Origin of the sequence: Pseudomonas sp. AF03-9 (assembly GCF_020515815.1) — a bacterium.
Taxonomy (GTDB): domain Bacteria; phylum Pseudomonadota; class Gammaproteobacteria; order Pseudomonadales; family Pseudomonadaceae; genus Aquipseudomonas.
This window is the reverse complement of record NZ_JAHPJF010000001.1, coordinates 108,455-125,647: the sequence shown is the minus strand read 5'-3', so window position 1 is coordinate 125,647 and position 17,193 is coordinate 108,455. Positions and strand designations below refer to the sequence as shown.

Sequence of the window (17,193 nt, the reverse complement as noted above, 5' to 3'; positions counted from 1 at the left end):
TCAGAGTCCGTAGACGATGTCGGCGTAGGTGTTTACACCGCCGGCCTTGCCATCGCGGCCCAGCGAGATGATCTCGGCATCGTTGGGCGGGGTGCCGGGGTTCTTGAAAATGTACGGGTTGCCCCAGGGGTCTGGCGGCAGCGTTTTCAGATACGGCCCCTGCCAGTTCGCTGCGTTGGCGGGGCGGGTAGTGAGGGCGTTGAGGCCCAGGGTTTCGTCGGGGTAGTTGCCGTTGTCCAGGCGGTACTGGTTCAAGGCATCCGCGATGGACTTCATCTGGCCCTGGGCGGTTTGGACTTTGGCCAGCTCGAGCCGGTCGAACATTTTGGGACCAACGTAGCCGGCGAGGAGCGCGATGATCAGCAGGACGACGAGCAGCTCCAGCAGGGTGAAGCCGTGTTGGGGGTTGTGGATAAGCGTGCGTGTGCGCATGGCGATACCCGACGGTTGTGTGTAACTCTTCCGGCCCGCAGGGGGAGCGGGCACCGCCGGTAGGACTGCGTTAGAACCAGTACTTATTTCAACTGTAGCGTCGGTCGATGTACGGCGCCGAAGGGCACCCTATAACGATTGGCACTTTTCTATATCGTTATTGTGAATAACAAGCCTTTTTGGAAAAGCGCCGCGAGGTTCTCGCGGCGCCTCAATGTTTACGCTAGGTTCTGTATGGCGTTGTCGGTGTGCTTATCTGGCGATCCAGGCATCGTCCCAATTAGATCCGGATCCTGGCTCGTACTGGGTCGCACTCGGCGTCCATATCGCGCACCACCCGGCGACGCTTCCCGGCTTGCATTCGTAAACCTTGCCATTTTTGGGTTGAAGTACGAGGGTTCCCGCTTTGTATGACTTCAATTGATCAGGGAATACGAAGTCATATTTTTGCGCTTCACCCGTGCCGGTCAGTGTGAGAGGGGCTGAGGACTGGCGTGACGTGCGGCCATCTTCGGTTGTTCCTGTCGCAATGAGCGTATGCAGCCCAGGCTGAGAACGGATAGCCATGTCCAGCCAGGCTCCCGTGTTGCCTACAACGCCTTTGGCGGTCCCTACTGCTTTGTTGGCAGCATCAAATAACGTGGTTTCCACGTTCATTGTCGGGTCGGCAATGACGGTGAACTTCAGATCATATTTCCCATCCGTCAGTTGGTTGTCAGCAGGGAGGGCGGATATGGTCATGCGCGCATTAGGATTTTCCTTGATGTCTTTCTCTATTTCGTAATGCGTTATCAAACTTGCCGGGGCGGCGTAAATATCATTTTCACCACTTTCGGGAACAATCGTTCCATCGGCTTGAGGCTTGCCTGCTTTGACCAATGTTTGCGTGTCATTGAATTTTTTCGCGAGAACACGAGGCCATTGCTCCGGCATCCCTTCTTCTGGCGTTCCGATCGTGGTCGAAACGGAATAAGTCTGGCTTTCCCCAGAACTACTGAACGCACGTGCCTTGACCGAATCTCCGGGCAGTAAGGTGTCTACGGGCAAAATACTGCCGATCTTTTTCATGCCCGGTACGCCCGGCCCGATCTCGATGTTCACGTCAATGGGTTTGTGAAATGCCATTGGGGTGTCATCAACGGTCCACTTCGCGAGAATAACGTGGTAGCCACTCTTGCCAGGGGGAATCACACAGTTGTGAGTGAGCCCCGTGGCGGGCACCACGTTGCCCGCGTTGATGCTACAGAACGGTGCGGGGTCGAATGACGCACGGGTGAGGGGTTGGTTCTGATTCCAGCCGTTTTTTGTAACGAAGTACTCATACATGGTGGCCCGGTGTGGCGCGGTAAAGGTCCATGTGAACGAGATATTCGAATCTGAAATATCCGTTTTATTCCATCGAGTGGCTGTCTGGGCGTCCAGGGCCGCGAAGCGCTGATTGCTGCCGCTGGCAATTTCGCCATCAACCGGGCCTTGCCCTGGTGCGCCGCCTTTGCCATTGGGAAAGCCCTTGTATGTTTCGCCTGTGCTTTGTCGCTCCCATTGTGCGCCGCCACAGTTAATGTTCTGTCCCTTGCTGCACTTGTCAGCGCGTGAACCGTCCACATCGCCATGGGCAAAAACGGTCTGTATGGGCATCAACATACAGGCTGCCAGCACGTACTTTTGAAGCACACTCATATATCGAAATAAGTTGTTCATGCTCTATTCCACCTTCAATTCAGATAAACAAGTTCCGAACTGCTGGAACGACCAGTTGTGTAAATGCATTCACGTCATCGATTCAGCTGATCTCCCATGGGAGCGGTGCGGGTTGGAGGGCTACTCTGTACAGAGCCATACAGAAACACCCACCCTTGATAACTGCCTTGCCCTGTAAAACTCTGATTGATCACTGCAAAGTTGCCTTGCTTGAACGGTGTGCCGTGGGCTTTGCTGAATACGCCCATGATGGTGTCACCCGGCCCAGCGACTACGCCCCAGTCTGTGGTGCCGCTCAGGGGGTCGTTGTAGAGCTTGCGCAGGTAGCGTTTGACGGTGGGTTGGCGGCGGTCCTGGACCAAGTCTTCGAGGGACTGGGGAAAGGTGTTGCCCTCGCGGTAATACAGGCCGATCGCCCGACGAATCTCGTTGCCCCGCGCGAGCAATTCCAGCTCACGCTCGCGCTGCAACACGCTGGACCACAGCGTGCCCACTTGCATCAACATCACGGCGACCACCGCCACCGTCACCAGCATGCCCATGAACACCGAGCCATGTTGGCGCTGCTCACCAGTCGGCATAGGCGCTCCCGTCGTTGGCAGTGCCGGGCGCGCCGCTGCGCACGTCACCCAGGCCTTGTTCGCCGGAGGGTTGCAGTTGCCAGGTGTCGCGGCTGCCGGTCACCGGGTCTTGGGGGATCTCACGCAAGTAGCGTTTATCCACCAGGGCTTGCAGGCTGTCGGGGTTGGCGCCGTGGTCTTCGCGGTATTGGTCCAGGGCCTGGCGGATCGACGACAGGTTGTGGCGCAGCACGGTTTCCTGGGCCTTGGCGTGCTGGCGGAAATACTGGGGTGTCACGAGGGTCATGAGGGTCGCGATGATGGCCATGACCACCAGCAACTCGATCAGGGTAAAACCCCGATTACCAGGTGTTGTAGGGCGTTCCATTCAAACTCTCCCGAGTGCTGCGCGATGAAACGTCGAAGACATCTTCCCCCTCTTGCGGGCTGTCGGCGCTGCTCTTGTAACTGCGCAGTTGCCAGGTTTTTTCAGGCGCAAGTTCCGGACACTCGCAGACTGGATCGCGAGGAATGCGCCGCAGGAAATAGAGTTTTTGGCCTTGCAGGTTGGTTTTGTCCGTCACGCCTTCCACCAATGCGTGCAAGGTGGGCGGGTAGCCGCTGTCGGTGACGCTCTTTTCAATGCGTCCGTCGTCGCTGGCTTCCTTGTAGGAATCGATGGCGCGCCGGATCTCCCGCAACGAGCGCTGCAAGTCGAGTTCACGATCACGTTTTCCCATCAGTGCTGTCAGCGGATATGCCACTGTCGCAAGCGTGGCCAGCAGGGCCAGCGTCAGTAGTAACTCAATCAGCGTAAAACCTTTGGCGCAGTGATGGCTGGTTTGACCCTGCCAGATCACCGTGGTCTCTCCTGTTGTTGCGCCAAGGACGTCCGCGTTAACCCAGGCTTGTGAGGTTGGATGCAACAGTCAGTGTAGATGCCGTATGTTTTTTGTACAGTTGCGCTGGTTACCCACAATCGCTGTGAGCGTAGCTGTGGATAAGGTGTTGGTGCTTGTCCACAGCCCACGCCAATCAACGGCTCCAGGTCCTTGTATGAAAACTGACCAGGCTAAGTCACGGTTTTTAAGGCAGTTTTCGTGTGGATAAGGCACCCGCGGGTTTTGGAGTTGCCCCCAAAGTCTGTTGGCGCTTCTGTGGATAAGATGTTTGCTATCGGCTACAGGGCAGGTGGATAGGGCGTTTCACGCATGTGGTCATATTTTGATCAATTGCCGGTAATTGTGCGCCCAATTCCCTCAAAGCCTCGATTTATGAAGCTTTGAGGTGGTTTTCCACAGCGCTTTCAAAGTTACACCCAAAGTCTGTTGGCGCTTCTGTGGATAAGGTGTTTGCGTACTGCTGCATGCCACGGATTACGTGGCCTGTAGAGTTATGATCAAAAAATGATCAGCGCGTGCTCAAAACCGTCTGACTGAATAAGTCACGGATTTTCTTCGGTTATTTTTGGCTGGGAGGCACAGTTGCCCACAATTGCTGTGGGTGGATTTGTGGATAAGTTGTTGGGCAAAGGCTGGAGGGCTTATTGGTCGAGGCCTGTAGGCTGTATGGCTAAATTTTGAACAGTGTGCGGATCAAACTGTGGGAGCGGGCTTGCCCGCGAAAGCGGTGTATCAGTCAACTTCATCCGTGACTGACACTGCGCCTTCGCGAGCAAGCCCGCTCCCATATCAAGCCCGCATGTTTGTTTATTCGTGTGCGGCCACGCCCTTGAGGTAAGGCGCCGGCGCCGCCCCCAGGTTGTTGAGCATGCGCTCGCTGTACCAATCCACGAAGTTCACCACGCCGAACTCATAGGTCTTGGAGTACGGGCCCGGTTGGTAGGCGGTGGAGTTGATACCGCGCTGGTTCTCTTCGGCCAGGCGACGGTCCTGGTCGTTGGTGGCGTCCCACACCTGGCGCATGCGCTCCACGTCGTAGTCCACGCCTTCGACGGCGTCTTTGTGCACCAGCCACTTGGTGGTGACCATGGTTTCCTGGGCACTGATCGGCCACACGGTGAACACGATGATGTGGTCGCCCATGCAGTGGTTCCACGAGTGCGGCAGGTGCAGGATGCGCATCGAGCCCAGGTCCGGGTTCTTGATGCGGCCCATCAGCTTGGCGCAGCCCTGCTTGCCGTCCAGGGTCATCGACACGGTGCCCTTGAGCAGCGGCATGCGCACGATGCGGTTACGCAGGCCGAAGCTGGCGTGGGCGTACGGAATCTTCTCGGCGTCCCAGGCGGCGGCCGATGCGGCGACGTGATCCTTGAAGGCCTGGTCGGCGCGAGGGTCGGTGACGTCGTCCCATTCCAGCAGGGTCTTCAACAGTTCCGGGTGCGACGCGTTGCAGTGGTAGCACTCGCGGTTGTTTTCCAGCACCAGCTTCCAGTTGGCCTTCTCCATCAAGGTGGTTTGCACCGCCACCTTGGTGTTTTCCATGTCGTACGGTTCCATGTAATGGTTCAGCGTCGACAGGAAGTCATCGATGGCTGGCGGGTTCTCGGCCAGGCTGATGAAGATGTAGCCGCCAGCGGTCTTCACGTTCACCGGCTTCAAGCCATACTGCTTCATGTCGAAGTCGGCACCCATCTCGGTGCCGGCGAACAGCAGGCGGCCGTCCAGCTCGTAGGTCCACTGGTGGTAGTGGCAGACCAGCTTGGCGACCTTGCCCTTGTCGCTGGTGCACAAGCGCGAGCCACGGTGACGGCACACGTTGTGGAACGCATGCACCACGCCTTCGGCGCCGCGGATCACGATGATCGGGTTCTTGCCCACTTGCAGGGTCAGGTAGTTGCCCTTGGCGGGGATCTCGCAGGTCATGCCGGCGATCAACCACTCTTTCTGGAAGATTTCCTGCATGTCGATATCAAACAGTCGCTCATCAGAGTAGAACGGCTGTGGCAGCGAGAAAGTGCGCTCGCGCTCTTGCAGCATTTGCGCGGTGGCCTTGCGTGCGGGTTCCAGCGGATCGCCCAAGCTTAAGGTTGCGGTGACGTCCATCGTGTGTGTCCTCATGGCCATTCTGTGTGGCCGGCGAATAGTGGCTACGGTTGGTGCAGTGCAAGGCGTAAAGAAAGCGTCGTTGTTGGGAGCGAGTGTGGGGCCGCCGATGGGTTGAACCTTATCCATGGGCGACATGGCCCAATCTGTTCCCGACGCGCAAGCCTAGGTAGTTGGGGGCTGGTCGCGATAAGTATGTGAATGTCGCAGATAGGTAAATGGGCGGTTGCGACGTTACGCAGAATCGCCACCATAAAGCCGAACATCGGCAGTGGAGAATCAGCATGTCCAACAGCTTCCTGAATCCGGTAACCACCCAGACCTGGGCCAATGGTCGACACATTGTCCGTTGCGTCAAAGTCATCCAGGAAACCTGGGACGTGCGCACCTTCTGTTTCATGGCCGACCAGCCGATCCTGTTCTTTTTCAAGCCGGGGCAGTTCGTCACCCTGGAGCTGGAAATCGAAGGCCAGCCGATCATGCGCTCCTACACCATTTCCAGCTCGCCGTCGGTGCCTTACAGCTTCTCGGTGACGATCAAGCGCGTGCCGGGCGGCAAGGTGTCCAACTGGCTGCACGATACCTTGCACGAAGGCCAGGAGCTGGCGGTGCACGGGCCGGTCGGCCTGTTCAACGCCATCGATTTCCCCAGCCCGAAAGTGCTGTACCTCAGCGGTGGTGTCGGGATCACCCCGGTAATGTCCATGGCGCGCTGGTTCTACGACACCAACGCCAACGTCGACATGACGTTTATCCACAGCGCCCGCTCGCCCAAAGACATCATCTATCACCGCGAGCTGGAACACATGGCCTCGCGGATCGACAACTTCAGCCTGCACCTGATCTGCGAAAAGCACGGCCTGGGCGAACCATGGGCGGGTTATCGCGGCTACCTCAATCACAAGATGCTCGAGCTGATGGTGCCGGACTTCCTTGAGCGCGAAGTGTTCTGCTGCGGCCCGACGCCGTACATGAACGCGGTGAAACGCCTGCTGGAAGTCGCCGGGTTCGATATGGCGCGTTATCACGAGGAATCCTTCGGTGCCACGCCGGCGGAAGCGCGTGCCGATGCGGTAGAGCAAGCTGAACAAGCGGCGGATGCGCCGGAGATCGACCTGGCGGATCTGCATCAAGTGGAGTTCATTGCTTCGGGCAAAAGCATCCGCGTGGCGCCGGGCGAAACCGTGCACGCGGCAGCGGCCAAGCTCGGCCTGTTGATCCCGAAAGCCTGTGGCATGGGGATCTGCGGCACGTGCAAGGTGATGAAGCTGGGTGGCGAGGTGGAGATGGAGCACAACGGCGGGATCACCGAGGAAGACGAGGCCGAGGGTTACATCCTGTCGTGCTGCAGCGTACCGAAGGGTGACGTGCGCATCGAGTTCTGACGGCGGGCGCAGTTCAGAGTAGGAGCGGGCTTGTGTGGGAGCGGGCTTGCTCGCGAAAGCGGTGTGTCAGATCACTGATCTGGTGACTGATACTGCGTATTCGCGAGCAAGCCCGCTCCCACACAAGCCCGCTCCCACATCAGTGGTTACTGGGCGTAGATATGCACGACGAAGTGCTGACCTGATGCTGTCAATTCATAGACTTTATCGTAGATCCTCAACGTCCTTGATGGCTCGCGGATGGTGTCGCCGACTCTGGCGGATTTCCTGAACTCATCCCAGTCGATGACTGTGGTGTTGACGCCGTCGTCGCTTTGCAGGGTGGTAACGTTGCTTTGATATTCCATGGTTTGGCTCTCTGCTGGATTTCCATTTCCGGCCGATGATTCGGCAGGCAGTTGAACCCGAAAGGTGGCCGCTGCAGCGGCCTTTTCCTTGCGGGTTCCAAGAGGCTAGTCAATGAAAATACAGTGTGCTGCTGTCAGAAATATCAAATAACAGACTCGGCATAGCGCCAGTATCCGCCTGGATCAGGCGCCCATCACTTTCCGAATATCCTCAGCCAATTCCCTTACACGTTCCTCTTCTGTGTCCCACGCACACATGAAGCGCGCGCCGCCTTTGCCGATGAAGGTGTAGAAGCGCCAGCCCTTGGCTGTCAGCGCCGCAATCGCCGGCTCCGAGAGTTGCAGGAACACGCCGTTGGCCTGCACCGGGAACATCAACTCCACGCCGGGAATATCCGCCACCAGGCTGCTCAACAGTTGCGCGCAATGGTTGGCGTGGCGTGCGTGTTTGAGCCAGGCGTCGTTTTCCAGCAGGCCTACCCACGGGGCAGACAGGAAGCGCATTTTCGACGCCAACTGGCCGGCCTGTTTGCAGCGGTAGTCGAAGTCTTCGGCCAGCTTGTGGTTGAAGAACAGGATCGCTTCACCCACGGCCATGCCGTTTTTGGTGCCGCCAAAGCACAGCACGTCGACGCCGGCCTTCCAGGTCAGGTCGGCCGGCGAGCAGCCCAGGAATGCGCAAGCGTTGGAGAAGCGTGCGCCGTCCATATGCAGGTTCAGCCCGAGTTCCTTGCAGGTGGCGCTGATGGCGCGGATTTCGTCCGGGGTGTACACGCTGCCGACTTCGGTGGCCTGGGTCAGGGTGACCACGCGGGGCTTGGGGTAGTGGATGTCCTGGCGCTTGAGGGCGATCTCGCGGATCGATTCCGGGGTCAGCTTGCCGTTTTCGGTACGGGCGGTGAGCAGCTTGGAGCCGTTGGAGAAAAACTCCGGCGCGCCGCATTCGTCGGTCTCGACGTGGGCAGTTTCCGAGCAAATCACGCTATGGTAGCTCTGGCACAGCGAGGACAGCGCCAGGGAGTTGGCGGCGGTGCCGTTGAAGGCGAAGAACACTTCACAGTCGGTTTCGAACAGGTTGCGGAAACCGTCGGCGGCGCGGTGGGTCCATTCATCATCGCCGTAGGCACGTTGATGGCCGTGGTTGGCTTGTTCCATGGCGGCCCAGGCTTCCGGGCAAATGCCGGAATAGTTGTCGCTGGCGAATTGTTGGCTCTTGTCAGTCATGGCCCATTCCTGTGGTCGATGTTGGTGCGCACTGTAACCAAGATTGTCGCGGGTGCGCACGCTCTGTAAATGCAAAGTCACTGGGGAATTATGCACGGCACTCACACCTTGCCTGTCGGACCCGTCCGAGATGGCGCTTTGGACTTGCTCAAGTGGCTGGCGCTGCTGTGCATGGTGCTCGATCACCTGCGCTATGTCGGGTTGAGCCTGGATGGTTTGTATGTGCCGGGGCGCCTGGCGTTCCCATGGTTTTGCCTGGCGATTGCGGCGAATCTGCACCGGGTGAAAGGGGCGCCGGTCAGCGGGCGCTACCTGGGCTGGCTGCTGCTGTTCAGTGTGATCAGCGAGGTACCGTATCGGTTGTTTATCGAGGATGCCGATACGTTGAATGTGTTGCCGACCTTGGCGCTGGGAATGCTGGTTGCGCGAGGATGGCAGCAGAAGACGCTTTTTGATCGAGGATTGGCGCTGATTGCCCTCACGATAGCCGGCGTGTTTTCCCCGTACCTGATGTTCGGATTTTTTGGCGTGCTGCTGCCGTTGGCGATGCTGCTGGTGTTTAGCCGTGCCTGGTATTTCAGTGTATTGCCGGGGTTGGTCTGCGTGGCGGCCAATCAATGGCAGGTGTTGCTCGATAGCGGCACGCTGTTGGCTTATTTGGGGCTCGCCACATGCCTGATCGCGCCATTGGCTGGCCTTGTCTTGTTGCGACATGGCAAAAAAGCGTCGCCACCGGCCATGCGCCGCTGGGCCTACACCCTCTACCCTCTGCATTTTCTGCTGCTGTTAACCGTCCGCAAAATCATTGCGTAACCCCCTGTGGGAGCGGGCTTGCTCGCGAATGCGGTGGGTCAGTCAACACATGTATTGGCTGGCCCACCGCATTCGCGAGCAAGCCCGCTCCCACATTTTTTCTGCGGCGCTCAATGAATGTCGTAAACGCACCTTTGCGTGGCGTGCGTAGGCATTTGATCTACAGGCGCCAGCCCTACCATCGCATCAAAGGGCCCTGCACCGGGCCTCAACAATACGAAAGGCTGGGAGAGACGCGATGTTCAGCAAACAAGACCAGATCCAGGGATATGACGATGCACTGCTGGCGGCGATGAATGCCGAGGAGCAGCGCCAGGAAGATCATATCGAGCTGATCGCGTCAGAGAACTACACCAGCAAGCGCGTGATGGAAGCTCAAGGCAGCGGCCTCACCAACAAATACGCCGAAGGCTACCCAGGCAAGCGTTACTACGGTGGCTGCGAGCATGTGGATAAAGTGGAAGCCCTGGCCATCGAACGCGCCAAGCAGCTGTTCGGCGCCGATTACGCCAACGTGCAGCCGCACTCCGGTTCGTCCGCCAACAGCGCCGTGTACCTGGCCCTGCTGCAAGCCGGCGACACCATCCTGGGCATGAGCCTGGCCCATGGCGGCCACTTGACCCACGGCGCCAAAGTGTCGTCCTCGGGCAAGCTGTACAACGCAGTGCAATACGGCATCAACACCGACACCGGCCTGATCGACTACGACGAAGTCGAGCGCCTGGCGGTCGAGCACAAGCCGAAAATGGTCGTGGCCGGTTTCTCTGCCTACTCCAAGACTCTGGATTTCCCACGCTTCCGTCAGATCGCCGACAAGGTTGGCGCGCTGTTGTTCGTTGACATGGCCCACGTCGCCGGCCTGGTTGCCGCTGGCCTGTACCCGAACCCGCTGCCGTACGCCGATGTGGTCACCACCACCACCCACAAGACCCTGCGCGGTCCACGTGGTGGTTTGATCCTGGCCAAGTCCAACGAAGAGATCGAAAAGAAACTCAACGCCGCCGTATTCCCCGGTGCCCAGGGCGGCCCGCTGATGCACGTCATCGCCGGCAAGGCCGTGTGCTTCAAGGAAGCGCTGGAGCCAGGCTTCAAGGCCTACCAGCAACAAGTGATCGACAATGCCCAGGCGATGGCCAGCGTGTTTATCAAACGCGGCTACGATGTAGTGTCCGGCGGCACCGATAACCACCTGTTCCTGGTCAGCCTGATCCGTCAGGGCCTCACCGGCAAAGAGGCGGATGCCGCCCTCGGTCGCGCCCACATCACCGTCAACAAAAACGCCGTGCCGAATGACCCGCAGTCGCCGTTCGTGACCTCGGGCCTGCGCATCGGCACCCCGGCGGTGACCACGCGTGGTTTCAAAGTGGCGCAGTGCATCGAACTGGCCGGCTGGATCTGCGACATCCTCGACAACCTCGGCGACGCCGATGTCGAGGCCAACGTGGCCAAGCACGTGTCTGCCCTGTGCGCTGATTTCCCGGTTTATCGCTGAGCGCGGTTTTGGAGTAATGACTATGCAACGCTACTCGGGCTTCGGCCTCTTCAAGCACTCCCTCAGCCACCACGAAAACTGGCAGAAGATGTGGCGCACGCCCACCCCTAAAAAGGTCTATGACGTGGTCATCGTCGGCGGCGGCGGGCATGGTCTGGCGACCGCCTACTACCTGGCAAAAGAACACGGCATCACCAACGTGGCCGTGGTCGAGAAAGGCTGGCTGGGCGGCGGTAACACCGCGCGCAACACCACCATCGTGCGTTCCAACTACCTGTGGGACGAGTCGGCGCACCTGTACGAACATGCGATGAAACTGTGGGAAGGCCTGTCCCAGGACCTGAACTACAACGTGATGTTCTCCCAGCGCGGCGTGTACAACCTGTGCCACACCCTGCAAGACATCCGTGATTCCGAGCGCCGCGTGAGCGCCAACCGCCTCAACGGCGTGGACGGCGAGCTGCTCAACGCCAAGCAAGTGGCCGACGAGATCCCGTACCTCGATTGCTCGAAAAACACCCGCTACCCGGTACTCGGTGCCACCGTGCAACGGCGTGGCGGCGTGGCCCGTCACGATGCCGTGGCCTGGGGCTTTGCCCGTGCGGCCGACGCCCTTGGCGTGGACCTGATCCAGCAGACCGAAGTGATCGGTTTCCGTAAGGAAAACGGCGTGTGCATCGGTGTGGAAACCACCAAGGGCTTTATCGGCGCCAAGCGCGTCGGTGTGGTCACGGCCGGTAACTCCGGGCACATGGCTTCGCTCGCCGGCTTCCGCCTGCCGATCGAATCCCATCCGCTGCAAGCGTTGGTGTCGGAGCCGATCAAGCCGATTATCGACAGCGTGATCATGTCCAACGCCGTGCACGGTTACATCAGCCAGTCCGACAAGGGCGACCTGGTGATCGGCGCCGGTATCGACGGCTACAACGGCTATGGCCAGCGTGGTTCGTACCCGGTGATCGAGCACACCATCCAGGCCATCGTCGAGATGTTCCCAGTGCTGTCGCGCGTACGCATGAACCGCCAGTGGGGCGGCATCGTCGACACCACGCCGGACGCCTGCCCGATCATCTCCAAGACGCCAGTGCCGAACATGTTCTTCAACTGCGGTTGGGGCACCGGTGGCTTCAAGGCCACTCCAGGCTCAGGCAACGTGTTTGCCGCCAGCCTCGCCAAGGGTGAAATGCACCCGTTGGCCGCACCTTTCTCCATCGACCGTTTCCACAACGGTGCGTTGATCGACGAACACGGCGCTGCGGCCGTCGCCCACTAACAGGAGAAATTCCTATGTTGCATATCTTCTGTCCTCACTGTGGCGAACTGCGCTCCGAAGAGGAATTCCACGCGTCCGGCCAAGCGCATATCCCGCGCCCGCTGGACCCGAATGCCTGCACCGATGAGCAGTGGGGCGACTACATGTTCTTCCGCGACAACCCCCGTGGCCTGCACCACGAGTTGTGGATTCACGCCGCCGGTTGCCGCCAGTATTTCAACGCGACCCGCGACACCCTGACCTACGAAATTCTTGAAACCTACAAGATCGGTGAGAAGCCCCAATTCACCGCCAAGGCCTCTGGAGAGAAGGTATGAGCCAGACCAATCGCCTGTCCAACGGTGGCCGGATCGACCGTAATAAAGTCCTGACGTTTACCTTCAACGGCCAGACCTACAAGGGCTTTGAAGGCGACACCCTGGCCGCCGCCCTGTTGGCCAACGGCGTCGACATCATCGGCCGCAGCTTCAAGTACTCGCGTCCTCGCGGCATCTTCGCCGCCGGTGCCGAAGAGCCGAACGCGGTGTTGCAGATCGGTGCGACCGAAGCCACCCAGATTCCCAACGTGCGCGCCACGCAACAGGCGCTGTACCAAGGCCTGGTCGCCACCAGCACCAACGGCTGGCCGAACGTCAACAATGACGTGATGGGCATTCTCGGCAAGGTCGGCGGCAAGCTGATGCCGCCGGGTTTCTACTACAAAACCTTCATGTACCCACAATCGTTCTGGATGACCTACGAGAAGTACATTCGTAAGGCTGCCGGTCTTGGCCGCTCGCCGACCGAGAACGATCCGGACACCTACGACAACTTCAACCGTCACTGCGACGTGCTGGTGGTCGGTGCAGGCCCTGCCGGCCTGGCCGCCGCACTGGCTGCCGCACGCAGCGGCGCGCGCGTGATCATTGCCGACGAGCAGGAGGAGTTCGGCGGTTCGCTGCTCGATTCCCGCGAAAGCCTCGACGGCAAGCCGGCTACCGAATGGGTCGCCAGCGTCATCGCTGAACTCAAGGCCCTGCCGGACGTGGTGCTGCTGCCGCGCGCCACCGTCAACGGCTACCACGACCATAACTTCCTGACCATTCACGAGCGCCTCACCGATCACCTCGGTGACCGTGCGCCGATTGGCGTGGTGCGCCAGCGTATCCACCGTGTGCGCGCCAAACGCGTGGTGTTGGCGACGGGCGCGTGCGAGCGTCCACTGGTGTACGGCAACAACGACGTGCCGGGCAACATGCTCGCCGGTGCGGTCTCTACCTACGTGCGTCGCTACGGCGTGGCGCCGGGTAAAAAACTGGTGCTGTCGACCAATAACGACCACGCCTACCGCGTTGCGCTGGACTGGCTCGACGCCGGCCTGCAAGTGGTCGCCGTCGCCGATGTGCGCCACAACCCACGTGGTGCGCTGGTGGAAGAGGCCCGCGCCAAAGGTATTCGCATCCTCACCGGCAGCGCCGTGATCGAAGCCCGTGGCAGCAAGCACGTCACCGCTGCCCGTGTGGCCGCGATCGATGTGAAAGCGCACAAAGTCACCAGCCCAGGCGAATGGCTGGACTGTGACCTGGTGGCCAGTTCCGGCGGCTACAGCCCGGTGGTTCACCTGGCGTCGCACCTGGGCGGCAAGCCGACCTGGCGTGAAGACATCCTTGGTTTTGTCCCGGGTGAAGCGCCGCAGAAGCGCGTGTGTGTCGGTGGCATCAATGGCGTCTACGGCCTCGGCGATTCCCTGGCCGATGGTTTTGAAGGCGGCGTGCGCGCGGCCAGCGAGGCCGGTTTTGCGCCGGTCGAAGGCACCCTGCCAAAAGCCCTGAGCCGCTTGGAAGAGCCAACGCTGGCGGTATACCAGGTGCCCCACGACAAGCCGACCGCACGGGCGCCGAAGCAATTCGTCGACCTGCAGAACGACGTCACCGCCGCCGCCATCGAACTGGCGACCCGCGAAGGTTTCGAGTCGGTCGAGCACGTCAAGCGCTACACCGCACTGGGCTTCGGCACCGACCAGGGCAAGCTGGGCAACGTCAACGGCCTGGCGATTGCCGCCCGTTCGTTGAACGTGACCATCCCGCAGATGGGCACCACCATGTTCCGTCCGAACTACACGCCGGTGACGTTCGGCGCGGTGGCGGGCCGTCACTGTGGGCACATCTTCGAACCTGTGCGCTACACCGCACTGCAAGCCTGGCACGTGAAGAACGGCGCCGAGTTTGAAGACGTCGGCCAGTGGAAACGCCCATGGTATTTCCCACGCAACGGTGAAGACCTGCACGCCGCGGTGAAACGCGAATGCCTGGCCGTGCGCGACAGCGTGGGCCTGCTGGATGCGTCCACACTCGGCAAGATCGACATTCAGGGCCCGGATGCCCGTGAGTTCCTCAACCGCATCTACACCAACGCCTGGACCAAGCTCGATGTGGGCAAGGCGCGCTACGGCCTGATGTGCAAGGAAGACGGCATGGTCTTCGACGACGGCGTAACGGCCTGCCTCGCCGACAACCACTTCCTGATGACCACCACCACCGGCGGCGCTGCTCGCGTGCTGCAGTGGCTGGAAATCTACCAACAGACCGAATGGCCAGACCTCAAGGTGTACTTCACCTCGGTCACCGACCACTGGGCCACCATGACCCTGTCCGGCCCCAACAGCCGCAAGCTGCTGGCCGAAGTCACCGACATCGATCTGGACAAGGACGGCTTCCCGTTCATGACCTGGAAAGAAGGCCTGGTGGGCGGCGTACCGGCGCGGGTGTTCCGGATCTCGTTTACCGGCGAGCTGTCGTACGAAGTCAACGTGCAGGCCGACTACGCCATGGGCGTGCTCGAACAGATCGTCGCGGCGGGCAAGAAGTACAACCTGACCCCGTACGGCACCGAAACCATGCACGTGCTGCGGGCCGAGAAGGGCTTCATCATCGTCGGTCAGGACACCGACGGTTCGATGACCCCGGACGACCTGAACATGGGTTGGTGTGTCGGTCGCACCAAGCCGTTCTCGTGGATCGGCTGGCGCGGCATGAACCGTGAAGACTGCGTGCGTGAAGAGCGCAAGCAACTGGTGGGCCTCAAGCCAGTCGATCCGAAAGTGTGGCTGCCCGAAGGTGCGCAACTGGTGTTTGATCCGAAGCAGTCGATCCCGATGAAGATGGTCGGTCACGTCACTTCGAGTTATGCGCACAACTCCCTTGGTTATTCGTTTGCCATGGGCGTGGTCAAGGGCGGCTTGAAGCGCATCGGTGAACGGGTGTTCTCGCCACAGGCCGATGGCAGTGTGATCGAGGCGGAGATTGTGTCTTCGGTGTTCTTCGATCCCAAGGGTGATCGTCAAAATATCTGACGGACCGAGTAGCGGCCTTCGCGAGCAAGCCCGCTCCCACATTTGGAATGCGTAAACCCTGTGGGAGCGGGCTTGCTCGCGAAGACGCCAGTAGCCTCACAACAGAATTTGGATAGGTGCTTTATGACAGCAGCCAATGTGTACCAACAACGCCCAACCACCGGGGCCAAGGCCGAGTCGTCGCTGCACCATGCCGACCTCGCCAGCCTGGTTGGCAAGGGCCGCAAGAACGCCGGTGTGACCGTGCGTGAAAAGAAACTTCTGGGCCACCTGACCATCCGGGGCGATGGGCACGATGCAGCCTTCGCCGCCGGCGTGCACAAGGCCCTCGGCATCGAACTGCCCAGCGCCCTGACCGTGATCGTCAAAGGCGAAACCAGCCTGCAATGGCTCGGCCCGGATGAGTGGTTGCTCATCGTGCCAAGCGGTGAAGAATTCGCCGCCGAGAAAAACCTGCGCGAGGCCCTGGGTGATTTGCATATCCAGGTGGTCAACGTCAGCGGCGGCCAGCAGATCCTTGAACTGAGCGGCCCGAACGTGCGCGACGTGTTGATGAAGTCCACCAGCTACGACGTACACCCCGACAACTTCCCGGTAGGCAAGGCGGTGGGCACGGTGTTCGCCAAGTCGCAACTGGTGATCCGCCACACGGCCGAAAACACCTGGGAACTGCTGATTCGTCGCAGCTTCTCGGACTACTGGTGGTTGTGGTTGCAGGACGCCTCGGCGGAATTCGGCCTCAACGTCCAAGCCTGAGGAATCAGCCATGAGCCGCGCACCTGATACATGGATTTTGACCGCCGACTGCCCCAGCGTGCTCGGCACGGTGGACGCGGTCACCCGCTACCTGTTCGAGCAGGGCTGCTACGTTACTGAGCACCACTCGTTCGATGACCGGCTTTCGGGCCGGTTTTTCATCCGCGTGGAGTTCCGCCAGCCCGACGGTTTTGACGAGCAAGGTTTCCGCGATGGCCTGGCCATTCGCGGCGAAGCCTTTGGGATGATCTTTGAGCTGACGGCGCCAAACTACCGGCCAAAAGTGGTGATCATGGTCTCCAAGGCCGATCACTGCCTCAACGACCTGCTGTACCGCCAGCGCATCGGCCAATTGTCGATGGACGTGGTCGCGGTGGTGTCCAACCACCCCGATCTGAAGCCGTTGGCCGACTGGCACCAGATTCCCTACTACCATTTCCCCCTCGACCCCAATGACAAACCGTCCCAGGAGCGTCAGGTGTGGCAGGTGGTGGAAGACACCGGTGCCGAACTGGTGATCCTTGCGCGCTACATGCAAGTGCTGTCGCCGGAGCTGTGCCGCAAACTTGATGGAAAGGCCATCAACATTCACCACTCGTTGTTGCCGGGGTTCAAGGGCGCCAAGCCGTATCATCAGGCGTACAACAAGGGCGTGAAGTTGGTGGGCGCCACGGCGCATTACATCAACAACGATCTGGACGAAGGCCCGATCATCGCCCAGGGCGTGGAGGTGGTGGATCACAGCCACTATCCCGAGGATTTGATCGCCAAGGGGCGTGATATTGAAGGGCTGACGTTGGCCCGGGCCGTTGGGTATCACATTGAGCGGCGGGTTTTCTTGAACGCCAATAGAACGGTGGTGCTCTGACTGACG

At 60.0% G+C, this 17,193-nt stretch carries 16 protein-coding genes; 8 read left to right on the top strand and 8 right to left on the bottom strand.

What is annotated here, in order from left to right:
- The 6 genes from gspG to gbcA all read right to left on the bottom strand — a co-directional run bounded on the left by gspG (position 1) and on the right by gbcA (position 5,698).
- Entirely contained in the window at positions 1-432 is a 432-nt protein-coding gene (gspG, locus tag LIY36_RS00575; RefSeq protein WP_226454504.1) for a type II secretion system major pseudopilin GspG, read from the bottom strand.
- 252 nt (positions 433-684) lie between these two features.
- Positions 685-2,133: a lytic polysaccharide monooxygenase gene (locus tag LIY36_RS00570; RefSeq protein ID WP_226454503.1), complete on the bottom strand. Its 1,449-nt coding sequence runs from the start codon at positions 2,131-2,133 to the stop codon at positions 685-687.
- A 74-nt stretch (positions 2,134-2,207) separates the two neighbouring features.
- A complete protein-coding gene (locus LIY36_RS00565; protein WP_226454502.1) occupies positions 2,208-2,714 on the bottom strand; it encodes a type II secretion system protein in 507 nt (168 codons plus the stop codon).
- The gene (locus LIY36_RS00560; protein ID WP_226454501.1) at positions 2,701-3,081 is read right to left on the bottom strand and encodes a type II secretion system protein; all 381 of its coding nucleotides are present in this window, start codon (positions 3,079-3,081) and stop codon (positions 2,701-2,703) included. Before LIY36_RS00560 ends, LIY36_RS00565 begins: the two co-directional genes overlap by 14 nt.
- Positions 3,056-3,550: a prepilin-type N-terminal cleavage/methylation domain-containing protein gene (locus tag LIY36_RS00555; protein ID WP_226454819.1), complete on the bottom strand. Its 495-nt coding sequence runs from the start codon at positions 3,548-3,550 to the stop codon at positions 3,056-3,058. Before LIY36_RS00555 ends, LIY36_RS00560 begins: the two co-directional genes overlap by 26 nt.
- A gap of 852 nt (positions 3,551-4,402) precedes the next feature.
- Complete coding sequence (gbcA, locus tag LIY36_RS00550; RefSeq protein WP_192299868.1) at positions 4,403-5,698, bottom strand: glycine-betaine demethylase subunit GbcA; 1,296 nt, start codon at positions 5,696-5,698, stop codon at positions 4,403-4,405.
- 284 nt (positions 5,699-5,982) lie between these two features.
- Between gbcA and gbcB the strand changes: the two genes are divergently transcribed.
- The gene (gene gbcB, locus LIY36_RS00545) at positions 5,983-7,083 is read left to right on the top strand and encodes a glycine-betaine demethylase subunit GbcB (RefSeq protein ID WP_192299867.1); all 1,101 of its coding nucleotides are present in this window, start codon (positions 5,983-5,985) and stop codon (positions 7,081-7,083) included.
- A 146-nt stretch (positions 7,084-7,229) separates the two neighbouring features.
- On the opposite strand, the gene LIY36_RS00540 is transcribed toward gbcB, so the two are convergent.
- Together LIY36_RS00540 and LIY36_RS00535 are read right to left on the bottom strand one after the other, a co-directional pair.
- Positions 7,230-7,430 (bottom strand): hypothetical protein, encoded by a 201-nt coding sequence (locus tag LIY36_RS00540; RefSeq protein ID WP_226454500.1) that lies wholly within the window; start codon positions 7,428-7,430, stop codon positions 7,230-7,232.
- A 183-nt stretch (positions 7,431-7,613) separates the two neighbouring features.
- Positions 7,614-8,654, bottom strand: a complete 1,041-nt coding sequence (locus LIY36_RS00535) for a threonine aldolase family protein (RefSeq protein WP_226454499.1) — start codon at positions 8,652-8,654, stop codon at positions 7,614-7,616.
- A gap of 90 nt (positions 8,655-8,744) precedes the next feature.
- Here LIY36_RS00535 and LIY36_RS00530 point away from each other — a divergent pair, with 90 nt between their 5' ends.
- The 7 genes from LIY36_RS00530 to purU all read left to right on the top strand — a co-directional run bounded on the left by LIY36_RS00530 (position 8,745) and on the right by purU (position 17,187).
- Positions 8,745-9,467, top strand: a complete 723-nt coding sequence (locus LIY36_RS00530) for a TraX family protein (RefSeq protein ID WP_226454498.1) — start codon at positions 8,745-8,747, stop codon at positions 9,465-9,467.
- 238 nt (positions 9,468-9,705) lie between these two features.
- On the top strand, positions 9,706-10,959 hold the full coding sequence (gene glyA, locus LIY36_RS00525; protein WP_226454497.1) for a serine hydroxymethyltransferase: 1,254 nt from the start codon (positions 9,706-9,708) through the stop codon (positions 10,957-10,959).
- A gap of 22 nt (positions 10,960-10,981) precedes the next feature.
- Positions 10,982-12,232 (top strand): sarcosine oxidase subunit beta, encoded by a 1,251-nt coding sequence (locus tag LIY36_RS00520; protein ID WP_034115307.1) that lies wholly within the window; start codon positions 10,982-10,984, stop codon positions 12,230-12,232.
- A gap of 14 nt (positions 12,233-12,246) precedes the next feature.
- The gene (locus tag LIY36_RS00515) at positions 12,247-12,549 is read left to right on the top strand and encodes a sarcosine oxidase subunit delta (protein WP_073525868.1); all 303 of its coding nucleotides are present in this window, start codon (positions 12,247-12,249) and stop codon (positions 12,547-12,549) included.
- Complete coding sequence (locus LIY36_RS00510) at positions 12,546-15,563, top strand: sarcosine oxidase subunit alpha (protein ID WP_192299862.1); 3,018 nt, start codon at positions 12,546-12,548, stop codon at positions 15,561-15,563. Before LIY36_RS00515 ends, LIY36_RS00510 begins: the two co-directional genes overlap by 4 nt.
- 123 nt (positions 15,564-15,686) lie before the next feature.
- Positions 15,687-16,319 carry a sarcosine oxidase subunit gamma gene (locus LIY36_RS00505; protein ID WP_192299861.1) on the top strand — a complete coding sequence of 211 codons (633 nt, stop codon included), beginning with the start codon at positions 15,687-15,689 and terminating at the stop codon, positions 16,317-16,319.
- 10 nt (positions 16,320-16,329) lie between these two features.
- The gene (gene purU, locus LIY36_RS00500) at positions 16,330-17,187 is read left to right on the top strand and encodes a formyltetrahydrofolate deformylase (protein ID WP_226454496.1); all 858 of its coding nucleotides are present in this window, start codon (positions 16,330-16,332) and stop codon (positions 17,185-17,187) included.
- The last annotated feature ends 6 nt before the right edge of the window (positions 17,188-17,193 follow it).